The organism is Nocardia sp. NPDC003999 (assembly GCF_053604885.1).
In genome coordinates, this window is sequence record NZ_JBSGIB010000018.1 from 26,362 (window position 1) to 44,304 (window position 17,943).

16 protein-coding genes are annotated in these 17,943 nt (G+C 69.6%); 11 read left to right on the forward strand and 5 right to left on the reverse strand.

Translation table 11 applies throughout. The features are described from left to right. The first annotated feature begins 19 nt into the window (after positions 1-19). Entirely contained in the window at positions 20-1,312 is a 1,293-nt protein-coding gene (locus ACWESM_RS27820) for a DUF2235 domain-containing protein (RefSeq protein WP_355078309.1), read from the forward strand. Here ACWESM_RS27820 and treY read toward each other — a convergent pair. The 3 genes from treY to ACWESM_RS27835 form a co-directional block, all read right to left on the reverse strand. Continuing rightward, positions 1,205-3,613 (reverse strand): malto-oligosyltrehalose synthase, encoded by a 2,409-nt coding sequence (gene treY, locus ACWESM_RS27825; protein WP_356967888.1) that lies wholly within the window; start codon positions 3,611-3,613, stop codon positions 1,205-1,207. The genes ACWESM_RS27820 and treY overlap by 108 nt on opposite strands. A 35-nt stretch (positions 3,614-3,648) precedes the next feature. Continuing rightward, positions 3,649-5,769 carry a glycogen debranching protein GlgX gene (glgX, locus tag ACWESM_RS27830; RefSeq protein WP_452494238.1) on the reverse strand — a complete coding sequence of 707 codons (2,121 nt, stop codon included), beginning with the start codon at positions 5,767-5,769 and terminating at the stop codon, positions 3,649-3,651. A gap of 429 nt (positions 5,770-6,198) precedes the next feature. Further along, entirely contained in the window at positions 6,199-7,134 is a 936-nt protein-coding gene (locus tag ACWESM_RS27835; protein WP_364430559.1) for a bifunctional helix-turn-helix transcriptional regulator/GNAT family N-acetyltransferase, read from the reverse strand. A 165-nt stretch (positions 7,135-7,299) separates the two neighbouring features. Between ACWESM_RS27835 and ACWESM_RS27840 the strand changes: the two genes are divergently transcribed. Continuing rightward, positions 7,300-8,580: an adenosylmethionine--8-amino-7-oxononanoate transaminase gene (locus ACWESM_RS27840; RefSeq protein ID WP_355078306.1), complete on the forward strand. Its 1,281-nt coding sequence runs from the start codon at positions 7,300-7,302 to the stop codon at positions 8,578-8,580. 4 nt (positions 8,581-8,584) lie between these two features. Here the strand turns inward: ACWESM_RS27840 and ACWESM_RS27845 are convergent, their stop codons facing one another. After that, on the reverse strand, positions 8,585-8,956 hold the full coding sequence (locus tag ACWESM_RS27845; protein ID WP_364430553.1) for a cupin domain-containing protein: 372 nt from the start codon (positions 8,954-8,956) through the stop codon (positions 8,585-8,587). Between the two features lie 61 nt (positions 8,957-9,017). On the opposite strand from ACWESM_RS27845, the gene ACWESM_RS27850 reads away from it, so the two are divergent. Then, complete coding sequence (locus ACWESM_RS27850; RefSeq protein ID WP_364430550.1) at positions 9,018-9,500, forward strand: MarR family winged helix-turn-helix transcriptional regulator; 483 nt, start codon at positions 9,018-9,020, stop codon at positions 9,498-9,500. On the opposite strand, the gene ACWESM_RS27855 is transcribed toward ACWESM_RS27850, so the two are convergent. Continuing rightward, the gene (locus ACWESM_RS27855) at positions 9,487-9,882 is read right to left on the reverse strand and encodes a hypothetical protein (RefSeq protein WP_355078303.1); all 396 of its coding nucleotides are present in this window, start codon (positions 9,880-9,882) and stop codon (positions 9,487-9,489) included. The genes ACWESM_RS27850 and ACWESM_RS27855 overlap by 14 nt on opposite strands. A 59-nt stretch (positions 9,883-9,941) precedes the next feature. Between ACWESM_RS27855 and ACWESM_RS27860 the strand changes: the two genes are divergently transcribed. From ACWESM_RS27860 to ACWESM_RS27895, 8 genes are all read left to right on the forward strand, one after another. Beyond that, the gene (locus ACWESM_RS27860) at positions 9,942-11,090 is read left to right on the forward strand and encodes an 8-amino-7-oxononanoate synthase (protein ID WP_397279455.1); all 1,149 of its coding nucleotides are present in this window, start codon (positions 9,942-9,944) and stop codon (positions 11,088-11,090) included. Further along, positions 11,087-11,761 (forward strand): dethiobiotin synthase, encoded by a 675-nt coding sequence (gene bioD / locus ACWESM_RS27865; RefSeq protein ID WP_355078301.1) that lies wholly within the window; start codon positions 11,087-11,089, stop codon positions 11,759-11,761. The genes ACWESM_RS27860 and bioD overlap by 4 nt, the downstream gene beginning before the upstream one ends. Positions 11,762-12,022: 261 nt before the next feature. Next, a complete protein-coding gene (locus ACWESM_RS27870) occupies positions 12,023-12,229 on the forward strand; it encodes a hypothetical protein (protein WP_364430543.1) in 207 nt (68 codons plus the stop codon). 44 nt (positions 12,230-12,273) lie between these two features. Further along, entirely contained in the window at positions 12,274-13,437 is a 1,164-nt protein-coding gene (locus tag ACWESM_RS27875) for an alpha/beta hydrolase (protein WP_364430540.1), read from the forward strand. 64 nt (positions 13,438-13,501) lie between these two features. Next, positions 13,502-14,593 (forward strand): ABC transporter substrate-binding protein, encoded by a 1,092-nt coding sequence (locus ACWESM_RS27880; RefSeq protein ID WP_355078298.1) that lies wholly within the window; start codon positions 13,502-13,504, stop codon positions 14,591-14,593. After that, on the forward strand, positions 14,593-15,456 hold the full coding sequence (locus tag ACWESM_RS27885) for an ABC transporter permease (protein WP_364430537.1): 864 nt from the start codon (positions 14,593-14,595) through the stop codon (positions 15,454-15,456). Before ACWESM_RS27880 ends, ACWESM_RS27885 begins: the two co-directional genes overlap by 1 nt. Beyond that, positions 15,432-16,184, forward strand: coding sequence for an ABC transporter ATP-binding protein (locus ACWESM_RS27890; RefSeq protein WP_355078296.1), 753 nt, complete (start codon positions 15,432-15,434; stop codon positions 16,182-16,184). Before ACWESM_RS27885 ends, ACWESM_RS27890 begins: the two co-directional genes overlap by 25 nt. Beyond that, the gene (locus ACWESM_RS27895; RefSeq protein ID WP_452494244.1) at positions 16,181-17,530 is read left to right on the forward strand and encodes an LLM class flavin-dependent oxidoreductase; all 1,350 of its coding nucleotides are present in this window, start codon (positions 16,181-16,183) and stop codon (positions 17,528-17,530) included. Before ACWESM_RS27890 ends, ACWESM_RS27895 begins: the two co-directional genes overlap by 4 nt. Positions 17,531-17,943: the final 413 nt, after the last annotated feature.

The window sequence follows — 17,943 nt, forward strand, 5'->3', positions numbered from 1 at the left end:
CCGGCGGGAGGATCAGCGCATGAAACGTCTGGTTGTGTGTTGCGACGGCACCTGGAAGGCCGAATCGAGCAGCACGGTTTCGAACATAGTCAAGATCGCGCAGACGATCCGGTTCGATGCGCCCGGACCGGCGGGGGAGACGATCCAGCAGTGGGTCACCTACGTCTCCGGCCCAGGTGCCCGCGGATTCCTCAGCGATCGCCTGATGGGCGGCGCCTTCGGACTCGGACTCGAGGCGAACCTGTCGTCCGCCTACTGGCATCTGGCCTTGAACTGGGAGAAGGGCGACGAAATCTACATCTTCGGCTTCAGCCGCGGCGCCTTCACCGCCCGCAGCCTGGCCGGCCTGATCAACCGTGTCGGGATCATGACCCCCGAAGCGATGATCGAAGGCAAGTACCCCGACGCCCTGAACATCTATCGGCAGCGACCGCCCGCGCCGACGCGGGAGAACCCCGATCCGGCCGAGCCCGAGCAGTGGCAGGAATTCCGCCGGAAGCATTGTCACCGAGCGAAGATCGATTTCCTCGGCGTGTTCGACACCGTCGGCGCGCTCGGCGTCCCTGGCATCACCTCCCTGCGGCACCGCTTCCACGACGTCAAACTCTCCCGGCACGTGCACTGCGCCCGCCAGGCGCTGGCCATCGACGAGCGGCGGCGCAACTTCGAACCGGCCGTGTGGGAGGTGCCGGTCGAACCGACGGTGAAGTACCGGCGCGGCTTCGAGCGAGTCAAGCAGGTGTGGTTCCCCGGCGTGCACAGCGACATCGGTGGCGGCTACACCGAATGCGGCCTGTCCGACATCACGCTGCAGTGGATGGTCCGCGAGGCGGAGTCGGTCGGGCTGGCCTTCGACCGGGACCGGCTGGCGGCGCTGTCGAAGCGCTGCGACCACACCGACGGCGACCACATGCGGCTGCACGATTCCCTGAGCATCGGCTACCGCGTCCTGAACGTGGTTCGGACGCTGCGTAATCCGCGCAGTCGCCGGTTCCACTGGGATTCCTGGCGCCGGATGTCCATGCCCACCGATCAGGGCGTGCGGTTGTCCGCGAGCGCGCAGGACGCGCTGGACTACCATCCCGCGAATCTGCGACGCTGGCGCGAAGAACTGGGCGGTGTGATCCCGGAAGCCGCTTTCGAGCAGATCCGCGGGGTGTTCTCCAAGAAACTCGAGCAGGCGGGCGCGCCCGTGCCCGAGCCGTCAGCGCACCAGCAGCGCGACCGGCAGCCTGGCGAACATCTTCTCGAGCCTGGCCCGGCCCTGGAAGGTGTGGCCGGTCAGCCGGTCTGTCCAGCTGCCCGCGGGTAGGTCGATGAACGTATCGCTCCAGCCGGTCTCGGCCAGGCTCACGCTGTGGCGGGTGGCGGCGACGATGACCTCGGGGGCCTCGCCCGCGCGGCCGCGGGCGTAGGACACCACCTTGGACGCGTGGTCGCCGGTGGCGAACAGCGGCCGGTACGTGCCGCCGACGAAGCATTCGGGACGTTCGCGGCGCAACCACAGCGCGTAGGCGACGATCCACATCTTCGCCGCGCCGGTGGTGTCCAGCGCGGGCGTGCCGGTGAGCGATTGCAGCATGCCCGCACGGGCGGCGAAGTCCACCGGCCTGCGGTTGTCCGGGTCGACGAGGGAGTCCTCCCACAGCTCGCAGCCCTGGTAGACGTCCGGGATGCCCGGCCCGCACAGCTGTAAGAGCTTCTGCGACAAGGCGTCCGACCAGGCGTGCGGGGCCAGTTCGTGCACCAGGTCGCCGAGTTCGGAGCCCACCGGGCCATCGATCACCGTGTCCAGCCACGCGTGCACCGCGGCCTCGAACTCGGCGTCCGGCTCCTCCCAGGAGGTCTTGCTGTTCGCCTCCCGCATCGCCTTCTCGGCGAACGCGTGCACACGCTCACGCAGGCCGGGCACCGATGCGGCCGGTCGCCCGTCCGCGGGCCACACCCCGAACATGTTCTGCAGCAGGAACAACGCCGTCGCACCGTCCGGCGCGGGGGCGGTCTCCAACCAGGAGTCGACGTTGCGCGCCCAGGTCTCCGCGGCCTGGGACAGCACGCCGATGCGGGCGCGCACGTCCTCGCCGCGCTTGGTGTCGTGCGTGGACAGCGTCGTCAGAGTGGCGGGCCAGCGTTGCGCGCGCTGGCTGTTGGACAGGTGGAACTCGTTGAGCGAGTGGCCGAAGCGCGCCGGGTTGCCGCCGACCTCCTGCAACGAGACCAGCCGCGCGGCCTGATAGAACATGGTGTCCTCGACCGCCTTCGCGGTCACCGCGCCGCAGACCTGGCTGAAGCGCATCGCCGCGGCCCCGTCGGCGGCCAGCGCCGCGACCAGGACCGCCAGCGGCGCGGTGAGTTCGCTGTTGCGCTTCTCCACCTCGGCGATCACCGCGCCCGTCATCCCGGACAGCGGCGCGTAGTCGGCCCGGTAGACCGGCATGAACGCCAGCACCTCGATGGTGGCGTTGGTCAGCGCCATGGTGTCGAAACTCTCGGCGTTCGCGTCCTGTTTGATCGCGGCCACCAGCCGCCGGACCTCCGGTGTCAGAATGGTTTCCGCGACCGCGCGCTTGATCCGGTGTTCGGTCTCGCCGATCCAAGCCCGGTCGCTGCCGTGCCCGGCCACCCGGCGCGAGAGTTCGGTGAGCGCGTGCTCCCCGCGCGGATCGATCAGCACGCCGCCGAAGTCGGCCAGCGCCTCGTAGCCGGTGGTGCCGTCGATGGGCAGCGTCGCGTCCAGCGGCTCGCGGTTGGCCAGGATCTTCTCCACCAGCAACAGCCGGTGCGGGCCGATCAGTCTGCGCAGCCGGGTGAGGTAACCGGCGGGATCGGCCAGACCGTCCGGATGGTCGACCCGCACGCCGTCGATCAAGTCGTGCTCGCACCACGCGGCGAGCTCGCGGTGGGTGAGCTCGAAGACCTCCGGGTTCTCCTGACGGATCGCGGCCAGGCTGCTCACCGCGAAGAAACGCCGATAGGTGCACAGCCCGGCCTTCCAGCTCACCAACCGGTAGTGCTGTTTGTCGTGGATGCGCAGGGCGTTGTCGCCGTCGGTGCCGGGCGCGATCGGGAAACGCAGATCGTGCAGCGCGAGCATCGGCTCGGCGCCGGTGCGGTCCACGGTCAGGGCGGCCGGGTCGTTCTCGCTCTGCAACACCGGCAGCGCCAGCCTGCCGCCCGCGCCGTTGCCGGGGCTCCAGTCGATGTCGAAATACGGCGCGAACCGCGACTCCTGGCCATTCCGCAGCACGTCCCACCACCAGGCGTTCTGTCGCGGATCGGCGACGCCGACGTGATTGGGCACCAGGTCGACGATCAGTCCCATGCCGCGGCTGCGCACCTCGTCGGCGAGTGCCTTGAGCCCCGTCGGCCCGCCGAGGGCGGCGGAGACCGTGGTCGGGTCGGTGACGTCGTAACCGTGCGTCGAACCGTGCGCCGCGGTCAGGATCGGCGACAGGTACAGGTGCGAGATGCCCAGCTGCTGAAGGTATTCCGCGATGGCGCGGGCCTCGGCGAAGGTCAATGCGTCCGGTCGCAGCTGTAGCCGGTAGGCGCTGCGGATCGTCGTCTGGCGGGCGGGCTTGCGTCGGAGGGACACCGGGTCGGTCACGTGCATCTCGGTGGGATCGGGTGCGTTCATCGGCATTCGGGTCAGGCGGCCTGGCGGAGGACGAGGAGACAGCGAGCTTCGACGGTGACGGCCGCGCCGCCGGGATACCTGGCGTCGGTCATGCCGGTCGGGGTCGAGCAATCCAGTGCCACCGACCATTCCGCGCCGTCGCCGGTGCTCGGTAGCACGAAGTCGATAGCCGCGTCGTGGGCGTTGAAACACAACAGGAACGAGTCGTCGGTGATCCGCTCGCCTCGCGGGCCCGGCTCGGGGATCGCCTCGCCGTTGAGGTAGACCGCCAGCGACTTGCCGAATCCGCTGTCCCAGTCCGCCCCGGTCATCTCCTCGCCGGACGGGGTGAGCCAGGCGATGTCGCGGGCGTTGTCCGCCGAACGGACCGGGCCGCCCGCGAAGAAGCGACGGCGCCGGAAGACGGGGTGCCGGGTGCGCAACGCGACCACCGCGCGGGTGAACTCCAGCAGATCGGCGTTCTTCTCCCGCAGCGACCAGTCCATCCAGGCCAGCGGCGAGTCCTGGCAGTAGACGTTGTTGTTGCCGTGCTGGGTGCGGCCCATCTCGTCGCCGTGCGCCAGCATCGGCACACCCTGGCTGAGCATGAGCGTGGCCAGCAGGTTGCGGCTCTGCCGGTCGCGCAGGGCGAGGATGTCCTGGTCGTCGGTCGGGCCTTCGACACCGCAGTTCCAGGAGCGGTTCCAGCTCTCGCCGTCGCGGTTGTCCTCGCCGTTGGCCGCGTTGTGTTTCTCGTTGTAGGACACCAGATCCCGCAGCGTGAACCCGTCGTGCGCGGTGACGAAGTTGATGCTCGCGCTCGGCCTGCGGCCGGTGGCCTCGTACAGGTCCGAGGAACCGGTGAGCCGAGAGGCGAACTCGCCCAGCGTCGCCGGTTCGCCGCGCCAGTAGTCCCGCACGGTGTCGCGGTACTTGCCGTTCCACTCCGTCCACAGGCCGGGGAAATTGCCCACCTGGTAGCCGCCCTCGCCGACGTCCCACGGTTCGGCGATGAGTTTGACCTGGCTCACCACCGGATCCTGCTGCACCAGGTCGAAGAACGTCGACAGCCGGTCCACGTCGTGCAGTTCCCGCGCCAGCGTCGCGGCCAGATCGAAGCGGAAGCCGTCGACGTGCATCTCCAGGATCCAGTAGCGCAGGGAGTCCATGATCAGCTGCAAGGTGTGCGGGTGGCGCACGTTGAGACTGTTTCCGGTGCCCGTGTAATCCATGTAGTGCGACGGATCGTCGTCGACCAAGCGGTAGTAGGCGGCATTGTCGATGCCGCGGAAGCAGATCGTGGGGCCGTTTTGGTTGCCCTCGGCGGTGTGGTTGTAGACGACGTCGAGGATCACCTCGATGCCCTCGGCGTGCAGCGCGCGCACCATCGCCTTGAACTCGGTGACCGCCGACCCGGCGCGATCCATCGTCGCGTACTCGCTGTGCGGCGCGAGGTAGCCGAAGCTGTTGTAGCCCCAATAGTTCCGCAGTCCCTGGTCCAGCAGCACGCGGTCCTGCAGGAACTGGTGCACCGGCATCAGTTCGATCGCGGTGACCCCCAACCCCTTCAGATGGTCGACGACCGCCGGGTGCGCGATGCCGGAATAGGTGCCGCGCAATTCCTCGGGCACCTCGGGATGCGTCATCGTCATGCCCTTGACGTGCGCCTCGTAGATCACCGTCTCGTGGTACGGCCGGTTGGGCGGCCGGTCGGCGCCCCAGTCGAAGTACGGGTTGATCACCACGCCGGTCATGGTGTGGCCGAGCGAGTCGAGCCCGTGGGTGTAGAGCGAGGGGTGATCGTCGAAGTCGCCGTCGAAAGCCTTGCCGTACGGATCGAGCAGCAACTTGCTCGGGTCGCAGCGCAACCCCCGGTCGGGGTCGTATGGGCCGTGCACGCGGAATCCATAGCGCTGACCAGGGTCGATTCCGGGCAGGTAGGCATGCCAGACGTACCCGTCCACCTCATCGAGCGCGATCCGGTTCTCGGCTCCGTCGGCGTCGATCAGGCAGAGTTCGACCGCGTCGGCAACCTCGGAGAACACCGAGAAATTGGTGCCTGCGCCGTCGTAGGTGGCCCCGAGGGGATAGGCGGTGCCGGGCCAGACACCCAGAGGTGCCGCGTCACCGGGCGCTGCGTCGGGCTGAGCCATGGCAACGACAGTAGCGTCAGCCGGGCGTCCAGCGGTGCGGGTGGTTGTGGGTGACCGGATCGGACGAGGTCGGAGGCATTTTTCGCGCCATCGGGGGAATGGTGCGAGCACCGAGCACGGCCCGCGGTGGCAACGCCGCGCAGTCTCGCGGCACAGCACGGGCGAACGGACCCAACGCCGCGTCGGCCTTGCCCCGCGCGGGGCGCGGTGGTCGCGAGCTCATCCGTAGCGGCGGTCGCGATGACGCGAGCCCTCGCCGGACGCGTCCGAGGTGCTGCGGCACGCGGTGCGTTGATACGGGTCACTGACGGCCCGGCACGCGGTGCGTCGATACGGATCACTGACAGCGACGGGCCGTGTGGTGCTCGACATAGCGGAAGCGCATGCGACCCGGCGCATCGTGTGGCGGCTCGTGAGCGGGCGCGCGGCTCACTTCGCGGATGTGAGCGACCGCCGCCAGGTCTGGCCGACCAGGTCGTGCCCCCAGCTGTGATGCGGGCTCTGGTCGACGAGCTCGAATCCCGCGCGCTGGTAGACGCGCCGCGCGGCGGTGAGCACGTCGTTGGTCCACAGCACGATCTCCCGGTAGCCCGCCGCCGTGGCGAATCGCAGGCATTCGTCCACCAGCGCCGAGCCGACGCCGAGACCGCGGACGGTCGGCTCGACCAGGAGCAACCGCAGGCGCGCGGTGGTGTCGTCCTCGCGAACGCAGAAGACGCTACCCACCGGGCGGCCGTCGGATTCCGCGATCCAGGCGCGCTCGCGCTGCTCGTCGCGGGAAGTCAGATAGTCGGCCACGATGCGCACGATCAGTTCCTCGTAGGTCGCGTCCCAGCCGTATTCGTTCGCGTAGAGCTCGGCATGACGCTGGATCACCCAGCCGTAATCACCGGAGCGCGGGCGTCGCAGCGAGAAAGCAGGTGCGTCGGCGGGCCGGTCCAAAATCTGCTGAATGGTTCGCATCGCCGTGATCAGGCGCGCGCGGGTCGCTTGCGGCTGCGCGTCGAGCAGCGCGCCCACTTCGTCGCTGGAGCGCTGATCGAGCGTCGCGAAGATCTCCCTGCCCCGATCGGTCAGCCGGACCTCCTGGCGGCGGCCGTCACTGCCGGAGCGGTTGCGCCGCACCAGGCCGGACTGCTCGAACCGGGCCAAAATGCGGCTGAGGTAGCCCGCGTCCAGGTCGAGGGCGTGGCGTAGCGCGACCACTTCGGTGGCGTCGGACGCGGCCAGCTCGAACAGTATCCGCGCCTCGGTGAGCGAGTAGCGGCTGTCGTGCAGTCCTTCGCGCAGCACGCCGATCACGCGCGTGTAGTGGCGGTTGAACTCGCGGACGGCGGCGATGTCGGCGGGGGCGGCAGCGGTCACGGCGGCTCCAATCTTTGACTTTGTCAAAGAATATTCCGCCGCGACGCCACCGGGCTGGGAAACGGCCGAACTCGGCCACCCTTGCGAACCCGACCAGCTCGGGTGCTAACTTGAACGGTGTTCAAGCCGCTCCGGGGCGACCCGGGCCGTGACGCGAGGATTCCTGTGGCACTGACCCCCGACCAGATCACCGCCCTCGACGCCGAGCACGTCTGGCATCCGTACGGCGGCTTCCCCGCGACGACCGAACCGCTGGTGGTGGCCGCCGCCGCGGGGACCAGGCTGACCCTGGCCGACGGACGCGAGCTGGTCGACGGCATGAGTTCCTGGTGGGCCGCCATCCACGGTTACCGGCACCCGGTGCTCGACGCCGCGCTGGTCGACCAGTCGCGGCGGATGAGTCATGTGATGTTCGGCGGGCTCACCCACGAGCCGGCGGCCCGGCTGGCCGAGCTGCTGGTCGAATCGACACCGGCCGGGCTGGACAAGGTGTTCCTGTGCGACTCCGGCTCGGTGTCGGTCGAGGTCGCCGTGAAGATGTGCCTGCAGTACTGGCGTTCGCTGGGCAAGCCGGAGAAGCGGCGGCTGCTCACCTGGCGCGGCGGCTACCACGGCGACACCTTCACCCCGATGAGCGTGTGCGACCCCGAGGGCGGCATGCACTCGCTGTGGACCGACATCCTGGCGAATCAGCTGTTCGCGCCGGTGCCGCCGAGCGAGTACCACCCGGAATACACGGCGGAACTGGAGCGCATGATCGCCGCGCACGCGGGCGAACTCGCGGCGGTCATCGTGGAGCCGATCGTCCAAGGGGCGGGCGGGATGCGCTGGCATCATCCTGGCTATCTCGCCGACCTGCGCAGGTTGTGCGACGAGCACGGGGTGCTGCTCGTCTTCGACGAAATCGCGACCGGATTCGGTCGCACCGGAACGCTTTTCGCGGCCGACCTGGCCGGGGTGAGCCCGGATGTGATGTGCGTGGGCAAGGCGCTGACCGGCGGTTACCTCACCCTGGCCGCCGCGCTGTGCACCACGCGGATCGCCGAGACGATCAGCGCGGCGCACGGCGGGCTCATGCACGGCCCCACGTTCATGGGCAACCCGCTGGCCTGCGCGGTCGCCGTCGCGTCGATCGAGTTGCTGCGCTCGCGCGACTGGCGCGGCGAGGTGACCCGGATCGAAGCGGAGCTGGCTGCGGGCCTGGCCCCGGCGCGCGAGCTGCCGGGCGTGATCGAGGCGCGTGTGCTCGGTGCGATCGGTGTGGTCGAGCTGGACCACCCGGTCGACATGCGCGCCGCGACCGACGCCGCGGTGGCGGCCGGGGTGTGGCTGCGTCCGTTCCGCAACCTCGTCTACACCATGCCGCCGTTCATCAGCACGTCCGGCGACATCGCCACGATCACCGCCGGCATGCGCGCCGCGGTCGCCGCGGGGATCGGTCGGTGACCGGTCAGGCGATCCAGGGCGGGACGATGGTGCCGTCGCTGTCCGGTGTGCCTGCCCGCGCCCCCGCGGGCGCGGTGACGATGGCGGTGAAGCCGTCGCCGGTGTGCACCTGTCGCAGCGTGTTCGGCGGGAGGATCACCGTATCCCCTTCGGCCGCGGTGAGTTCCGTGCCGTCGAGCGTGACGTCGAGCCGTCCGGCGAGGACGGTCCAGATCTGCTCGGCGTCGATGAAGTGCAGCGGTCCCGCGGTGTCGGCGGGCACCTCGACCCGCCACAACGCGAGTCCGGAGCCGCCCTGGGTGGGGGAGGCGAGCGTGGTCATGACACCGCCAGGGGTTTCGGTGCGGCGGGTGTCGGAGTGTCGGATGACGGTCATCTGGCTACCACCTCTATAATAGACAACATGGTTGTCTATATAGTCAACGAGGTTGTCCATCATGTCAAGTGACAGGGGTGGCTATGAGCTGCCGCTGCGCATGCTGCTCGGCTTCCGGGCTGTGATCGACGAGGTGCACGCGGATCTGGCCGAGCACGGTCACGCCGAGTTGCGGCCGATGCACGGCTTCGTCTTCCAGGCGATCGGCCGCGCGGGCGGGCCGCACGGTTGCACGGCCGCCGACCTGGGGCGCGCGCTCGGTGTCTCGAAACAGGCCGCGGGCAAGCATATCGAGGCGTTGGAGCGGCTGGGCTACCTTCGCCGCGGGCACGATCCGTCCGACGCGCGGCGCAAGGTCTACACGCTCACCGAACGCGCCGATGACGTGCTGACCCGATCGGCGCGAACGTTCGACCGGATCCACGATCGCTGGTCGGAACTGCTCGGCGCGGATCGGCTGGCCGACCTGGAGCGCGATCTGCGCTCGCTGACGCCCGGCGAGGTGTTCCGGCTGGATACGCCGAACTGGTTCACCGGTCCGTGAGCCGATCGGACGAATTAGGGCGGCCGTCGGCGAGGTCGGGACGATCGCTGTCGGACAGCATCTCCCACACCCGGAAGATGCAGTGGTAGTCGTCCGACCAGCCGCGCACCATCAGTAGATAGGTGTCACCGTCGCGGAGCACGACGCGGCGACCCCGCAGCTTGGGATGCTCCGGGGTGTAGGTGGGCAGCACTCCGGCCAGTTTCGCCAGCGCTTGTGCGCGCGTGCCGACCACTTCCGTCAGGATTCGGGGTGACCAGCGCTTGTGATCGCCCGAGCCCGTTGTTTCCTCGACGACTATCGCCCACCGCGGCATCCGGCCGTGTACCTCCCGGTGCAGCTTGTCACCGCGGGCCGGTGACACCACCAACGATGGGCTCAACGGTACCAGCGGACCTGCGGGAGAGTGCCCTGAACGGTGTTCAAGTATGCTTCGGAGCTGTGACTACCGATCCGTTGAGCTGGTTGGACGAACGCGCTTCCGCGCGCGTGGCCGCGGGACTGCGCCGCGAGCTGCGGCCGCGCGCCCCGCAGGCGCCGTCGATCGATCTCGCCTCCAACGACTATCTCGGCCTGGTGCGCCACCCCGAGGTGATCGAAGGCGCGATCGAGGCGGTGCGCCGCTGGGGTGCGGGGTCGACCGGGTCGCGGCTGGTCACCGGCACCACCACCGAGCACGAACTGCTGGAGACCGAGTTGGCCGAATTCGTCGGCGTCGAAGCGGGACTCGTGTTCGCCTCCGGATACGCGGCCAACCTCGGCGCGGTGACCGCGCTGGCCGGGCGCGGTTCGCTGGTGATCTCCGACGCGGGCAGCCACGCCTCGCTGGTGGACGCGTGCAGGCTCTCCCGCGCCAGGGTGGAGATCGCGCCGCATCGCGACGTCGCGGCGGTGGAGCGGCTGCTGTCGGAGCGCGTCGAGGAACGTGCGCTGGTGCTAACGGATTCGGTGTTCAGCGCCGACGGCGATCTCGCGCCGTTGACCGAACTGCACCGGGTGACCAGGGCCAACGGGGCGGTGCTCGTGGTGGACGAGGCACACGGCATCGGTGTGCGCGGGGCGGGCGGACGCGGGTTGGCGCACGAGTCGGGCCTGGCGGGGGCGCCGGATCTGGTGATCACCGCGACGCTGTCGAAATCCCTTGCCGCGCAGGGCGGTGTGGTGCTGAGCAGTGGCCGGGTGCGCGCCCACCTGATCGACGCCGCGCGCACGTTCATCTTCGACACCGGTCTCGCGCCCGCCGCCGTCGGCGCCGCGCGGGCCGCGTTGCGGGTGCTGCGCGCCCAGCCGGAGCTGGCCGAGCGGGTGCTGGCGCGCGCCGCGGACATCGCCGGGATCGCCGGTGTGCCCGCGCCGCCTTCGGCGGTGGTGTCGGTCGTGCTCGGTCCGGCGCAAGTGGCCTTCGACGCCGCGCAGGCGTGCCGAGCGCACGGGCTGGACGTTGGCTGCTTCCGTCCGCCGACGGTTCCGGAAGGCACGTCGCGACTGCGCTTGACCGCGCGGGCGAATCTCACACCGGCCGAACTCGACTCCATCGCGACGGTGCTCGGCGAAGTGCTGGCGCAGGCGCGAGAGGCGGTGGCGGCATGACCGTCCTGCTGATCACCGGAACCTCCACCGATGTCGGCAAGACCGTCGTCACCGCGGCCGTCGCCGCCGCGGCGATGGCGAACGGCCGTTCGGTGGCGGTGTGCAAGCCGGGCCAGACCGGTGTCGCGGTGGGCGAACCCGGAGACCTCGCGGAGATCCAACGGTTGTCCGGCGTCACCCGCACGCTCGAACTCGCCCGCTACCCGGACCCGCTGGCGCCCGACACCGCCGCCCGCCGGGCCGGGCTGCCGGAGCTGACACTCGCCGAGACCGCCGCCGCCGTCGATTCCCTGACCGACGCCGACCTCGTCCTGGTCGAGGGCGCGGGCGGATTGCTGGTGCGCCTAGGCGATTTCACCCTGCTCGACCTCGCCCAGAAACTCGGCGCGCCCGTCCTGCTGGTCACCGCGGCCGGGCTGGGGACGCTCAACCACACCGAACTGACCACCCGCGCACTGCAATCGGCGGGCGTGCGGTGCCAAGGCCTGGTGATCGGCTCTTGGCCCGCCGAACCGGATCTCGCCGCCGAATGCAATCGCATCGACCTGCCGCGCGTCAGCGGCGTCGACCTGGTGGGTTCGGTGCCGCAAGGCGCGGGCGGCTGGGAGCGTGCGCGATTCATCGCCGCCGCCCCGGGGTGGTTCGAGCCCGCCTGGTCGCCTTTCCGCTGATCGATGGCGTTTCCGCGACGCGAGTCTCCCCGAACGTGTCGGTGACCCCGCTGAGTGCGGACGCGCGACCCGTGTTCGGTGGCATCTGCGCGCGGAAGCGGTGCGGCAGTGGATGGTGCCAGACGGCAGGACCGGACACGTGCGCGAATTCGATGCCCGGAGAGGTCGGCGTGTTCCGAATCACGCTCGCTTGCGCGACGAGTCCACGGTAGCGGCAAGGCCACCGCGCACAGCATTTCGCGCGGCCCGCACGAGCACGTGGTGCAGATCATCGAATTCACGACCTGCGATCCGTCGGTGGCGACGAGCACACTGTCAGCTACCTTGCGCTATGTCGAGGGCGCCACCGACATCCAGGAGGTACCCGACGGTCTGTCGAGCTTAATCGCGCTCGACGACAACAAATCGGTCGGCGGAACTCGCTGGGCAAACTCGCGGCCAAGGCCGAGGCGGCACGCTGAACGATAGCGGGCTCATGGCGACCGCCCGCACCCGTGCCTACAGTGGGATGGATGTCGCCGATGGACGAGAGGCACCCGTCCACCGTCTCCGACTGGGATGACGCGCGACGCCGATCTCGGCTGCGGGACACGAGCCTGGGGCACGGGTGGAAGACGTTGCGCCGCACCAGGGTGACGCTGCTTCGGGTGGCCGCACTGCTGCTGGCCGGACTCGTGGTGTTCGCGCAGTACTGGAAGTACGACGTCGCGCCGGAACAGGCGCGACTGGCGCGCACCGAGCCCGCCATCCTGCCCGTCGCCCCGCCGGTGGACCCGCAGAACTGGGACACCGTCGTGGTGGATCTGGTCGGGCTCGGCGGGCTCGACGCCAGTGGCACCGCCGCCGCGCTGCCCGCTCTGCGCAGGATGGGCATGGTGTGGGCGATCCGCTACGACAATCAAGGTATCGACACCAAGGTGATCGCCGACCTCGTCGTGCGCGCCGCCGAACTGTCGGGCCTGCGCAACATCGTGCTCGTCGGCCACAGCATGGGCGGCGTGATCGCACTGGAGGTCGCCGAGCACATCCACCGGGACAGCGACCGCAGACTGGTCGGGGTGATCCTGGACTGCACGCCGGTCGACCTGAACGCGGTCCGTCCGGAGAGTCGCGGGCGCGGTGAGGACATGCTGCGGTGGATGGGCTGGCTGCCCGGTGCGCGGGAAAGCCGCATGCTCCGGCTGGCCGTGGAGACCTACGCTCGCCGGGACCGTTTCGTCGACCGGGGCGACGGGCTGCCCGGCATCCGGTTCGGCCAACTGGGCCAGGTGCTGGCGGAAGTGATGCGGGAGAAGATCGTCTCGCGCGACGCGGCGAGCAACGGTCTGATCGAATCCCAGTTCACCGCAATCGTGGCCGGTGGCGCGACGGACGACCTGCGCGCCCTCGCCCAGCCCGTGGCCGACAAGCCACGGCCCGCCATCGTCTTCATCCGGCCGCGCGACGCGAGCGCCGACCGCGTGGTCGACGTCGAGTACTCCCATCGGGTGCTGATCGAGCGGTCCGGCGGAGTGGACGGCACGCTGCTGGTGGTGCTGGCGCGAAACACCGGGCACGCGAATCCGATGCAGCGGCCCCGGGAATACAACACGGTGATCGAGCAGCAGATTCTGCCGTTCGTGCAGCGCTACCAGCAGCAGGTCCGGTCGACGACGGTGGCAGCGCCGCCCCGCTGAGGGGTTCGAACCAGGCTGAGACAAACCGTTTTCGCGCCGGTTTCGTCTTGTTCTAATTCGCCTTATGTTCCGACCAAGTACGTTCCGGTCCGGCCTCCGTGGCCGCGCGACCGCCGCATTGCTCGCCGTGGCGACCGTTGCGACCCTCGGACTCACCGGCTGCGCGAAGGACGACAAGCCGGTCGGTCCCACCGCCGAAGGACCACTGCCGACCGAGGTTCCCGCAGGCACCACCCTCGTGGTCGCCGACCAATCCGAGCGCCTGCAATCGGTGCTGCGCATCTCCGGCGAGCTCGACAAGCTTCCGTTCAAGGTGGAGTTCGCCAACTTCGTCGGTGGTCCCGCCATCCTGGAGGCGTTCCGGGCGGGCGCCGCCGACGTCGCCCAGGTCGGCGACGTCCCGCCGATCCACGCCTTGGTGGCCGGGCAGGACGTCCCGATCATCGCGTCCTACCAGACCAGCACCACCGCCCTGAAACTCGCGGTGGCGCCGGGCAAGTCGGTGACGAAGCTCGCGGATCTGAAGGGCAAGAAGATCGCCTACGCGGAGGGCACGGCACAGCAGGCCGCCGTGCTGCGCGCCATCGACAAGGCCGGGCTCACCACCTCCGACGTGCAGCTGGTCCGGCTGCAACTGGCCGAGTTCCTCGATGCCGTGCGCACCGGCCAGGTCGACGTCGCGCCGCTGATCGAGCCGAACGTCACCCGGTTCCTGCGCACGCCGGGCACCTCGCTGGTCCCCGACTCCGAGACCGTAGGTCTCTATGGCGGTCTCGCCTATCTGTACGCCCGCCGCGCGGTCGTGCGGGATCCGGCGAAGGCGGCCGCCACCCGGGCGCTGGTCGGCGCGTTCGTCCGCGCCTACCAGTGGGCCAACACCCACCCGGAGGACTGGGCGCGCCGCTACTACGTGGACAACCAGAAGGTGAGCGCCGACGACGCCAAGCGCATCGTCGACTCGCTGGGCACCTACGTCTTCCCGCATCTGGACCAGCAGTTGGTCGACCGGCAGCAGGCCACCATCGACGCCATCGCCAAGGCGGGCGAACTGCCCAAGAAGGTGCAGGCGTCCAACGGCTTCGACCTGCGCTTCGACGCCGCGATCACGCAAGCGGTCACCGAGAGCGGCGCGTCGTTCGAACCGAAGGCACGCTGATGGCGACCCTCGACGCCGGGGTGCTGCGCCGCTTCGGCCTCGGCCGCTCCACGGCGGAACCGATACTGGGGAAACGCAAACCGACCCGCCCGCGCCTCGGTCCTGGCCGCCCCATCCCGTTCGGCATCGCGGTGGGACCGGCGTTGCTGATCGCCGCCTGGGTGGCCGGTTCGGCCACGGGCGCTTTGGATCCGGAGACCCTGCCCGCGCCGTGGACGGTCGCCGAGACCGCCGGTGACCTGCTCGCCGACGGCCGTTTACAGAGCAATCTGCTGACCTCGGTGCAGCGCGCCGTGATCGGGCTCGGGCTCGGTGTCGCGATCGGCCTGGTGCTGGCGCTGCTGGCCGGGCTGAGCCGGGTCGGTGAAGCGTTGGTGGACGGGCCGATCCAGATCAAGCGCGCCATTCCGACGCTCGCGCTGATTCCGCTGTTCATCGTGTGGTTCGGCATCGGCGAGGAAATGAAGCTGGTGGTGATCACCACCAGCGTGGCGATCCCGATCTACCTGAATACGCACGCGCACCTGCGCAGCGTCGACGCCAGGTATGTGGAACTCGCCCAGACCGTCGGACTGTCGCGGTGGGGATTCGTCCGCCGGATCGCGCTGCCGGGATCGCTGCCCGGCTTCTTCACCGGCCTGCGGCTGGCCGTCACGATCTCCTGGCTGGCGCTGGTCGTGGTGGAACAGGTCAACGCCACCAGCGGTATCGGTTACCTGATGACCCAGGCCCGCACCTACGGCCAGATCGACATCATCGTGGTCGGCCTGGTGATCTACGGCCTGCTCGGCCTGTTCGGCGACATCCTGGTGCGCGCGGTGGAAAGGAAGGCGCTGTCATGGCGGCAGACACTCGGGGACTGAACGTAGTCCGCGCCCGGCGGCTGCGCCGTGGCTTCGGCGACCGGGTGGTGCTGCGCGACATCGACATCGACATCGCGCGCGGCGAGTTCGTCGCGCTGCTCGGCCGCAGCGGTTCGGGCAAGAGCACGCTGCTGCGGGCGCTCGCCGAATTGGACTACGACGTGCCGGGTTCCGGCGAATTGAGCGTGCCCACCGAGCGTTCGGTGGTGTTCCAGGACTCCCGGTTGCTGCCTTGGGTGCGGGTGCTCGACAATGTGACCCTCGGTCTAGGAGGTTCGGACGCCGCCGGTCGCGGTCGCGCGGCACTGGCCGAGGTCGGGCTCGCGGGCCGGGAGAAGGCCTGGCCCAAGGAGCTTTCCGGTGGCGAGCAACAGCGTGTCGCCCTGGCGCGTTCGCTGGTGCGCGAACCCGAGCTGCTGCTGGCGGACGAACCGTTCGGCGCGCTGGACGCGCTGACCCGGATCAAGATGCACGCACTGCTGCAGGACCTGTGCGCCGAGCATCGGCCCGCCGTGCTGCTGGTCACCCACGACGTGGACGAGGCGGTGCTGCTGGCCGACCGTGTCCTGGTGCTCGACGACGGGCGCATCGCGGTGGACCAGCGCATCGACCTGGAACGCCCCCGCCGCCACGGCGATCCCGCCTTCCTGCGGCACCGTTCCCTGCTGCTGGCCAGCCTGGGCGTCGACGTCGTCGACACGCCCACCGACGAGAAGAAAGCCTCATGACCGCACCGCGCCAACTCAGCCTCAACGCCTTCATCTACCCCTCCGGCCACCACGAGGCGGCATGGCGGCATCCGTGGAGCAGCCCCGAACGGATCTACGACGTCGCCTACTACCAGGAGATCGGACGCACCGCCGAAGCGGCGAAACTGGACGCGGTGTTCTTCGCCGACGGACCCGCCCTGCACAACAACGTGAAGCACAACGCGACCTCCGGCCTGGAACCGATCACCCTGCTCACCGCGATCGCCACCGCGACGTCGCATCTCGGCCTCATCGCCACCGCGTCGACCACGTACTACGAGCCCTACAACCTGGCCAGGCTGTTCTCCACGCTGGACCACATCTCCCGCGGCCGGGCGGGCTGGAACATCGTCACCACCGGCACCGATCTCGCCGCGGCGAACTTCGGTCTGGACAAGCATCCCGACCATGCCGAACGGTACGCCCGTGCTAGGGAATTCGTCGACGCCGTGGTGGCGCTGTGGGACAGCTGGGAGGACGACGCCATCGTCCTGGACCAGGCCTCAGGCGTGTACGCCGACCCGGAGAAGATCCACCAGATCGACTTCGCCGGCGAATACCTGCGGGTGCGTGGACCGTTCAACGCGCCGCGCACGCCGCAGGGCCACCCGGTGCTGGTGCAGGCGGGCGCGTCGAACGACGGGCGGGCGTTCGCGGGCAAGTACGCCGAGGCGATCTTCACCGCGCATCAGCGGCTCAGCGACGCCCAGGCGTTCTACGCCGACATCAAGGAGCGGGCCCGTGGCTTCGGCCGCGACCCCGAGCACATCAAGATCCTGCCGGGGATCAGCCCGTTCATCGCCGACACCGAGGCGGCGGCCAAGAAATTGGAGCAGGAGTTCAACGAGCTCACCGTGCCGGAATACGGCCTGGCCCAGTTGGAGGGCATCGTCGGGATCAGCCTGCGGCACCTGCCGCTGGACGAGCCGATCCCGGTCGATTTGTTCGACGCGGCGGGCGATGTGACCGACAACGGGAAGAGCCGCTTGCAGGTCGTGGCGGGCATCGTGCAGCGCGAACGGCCGACCGTGCGCGGCCTGCTGCACCGCCTCGCCGGTGCGCGCGGCCACCGGGTGTTCGCCGGAACCCCCGAGCAGGTCGCCGACACCATCGAGGAATGGTTCCGCAACGGCGCGGCCGACGGGTTCAACGTCATGCCGCCGTACTACCCGGGCGGACTGGAGATCTTCGCCGAGACGGTCGTGCCGATCCTGCAGGAACGCGGCCTGTTCCGCACCGAGTACACCGGCACCACGCTGCGCGACCACTTCGGCCTGCCCCGCCCCGACAGCCGTTTCGCCCCGCAGCCCGCGCTGGCCCGGTGAGCGGCGCCGACGAAAGCGACTGTCCGCCTGGGCGCCGGGCTGTCCGCCACAGGACGGCACCGGTGCATGCGATGGGTCGGCCCCGCGCGTTCGGTGCGGGGCCGGCCGACGCCGTGCCCCGCTCACGGGTCGGGCATTCGAAGTCGGTCGCGCACGCTAGCGTGCGCGTCTTCGATCCACACGCTGTGCTGGTCGACTCGAACCAGCGAGTCGGGTTCCAGGGCAATGCGAGCCAGGTGCGCTCCGGGTGCTGGTGGTCGGCCGGTTCCGAGTCTCCTGCTGTCGTGTCGCGGGTTGCCTCCACCACGCCTACCGCGTGCCGTGAACCAGCTGCCTGCGGCCGCCCTCCGGTAGCGAGGTTCGCTGGAAATGGGGAATGGCAATCGGCGCGCGGTCTCGCCTCGGGCGGCGGC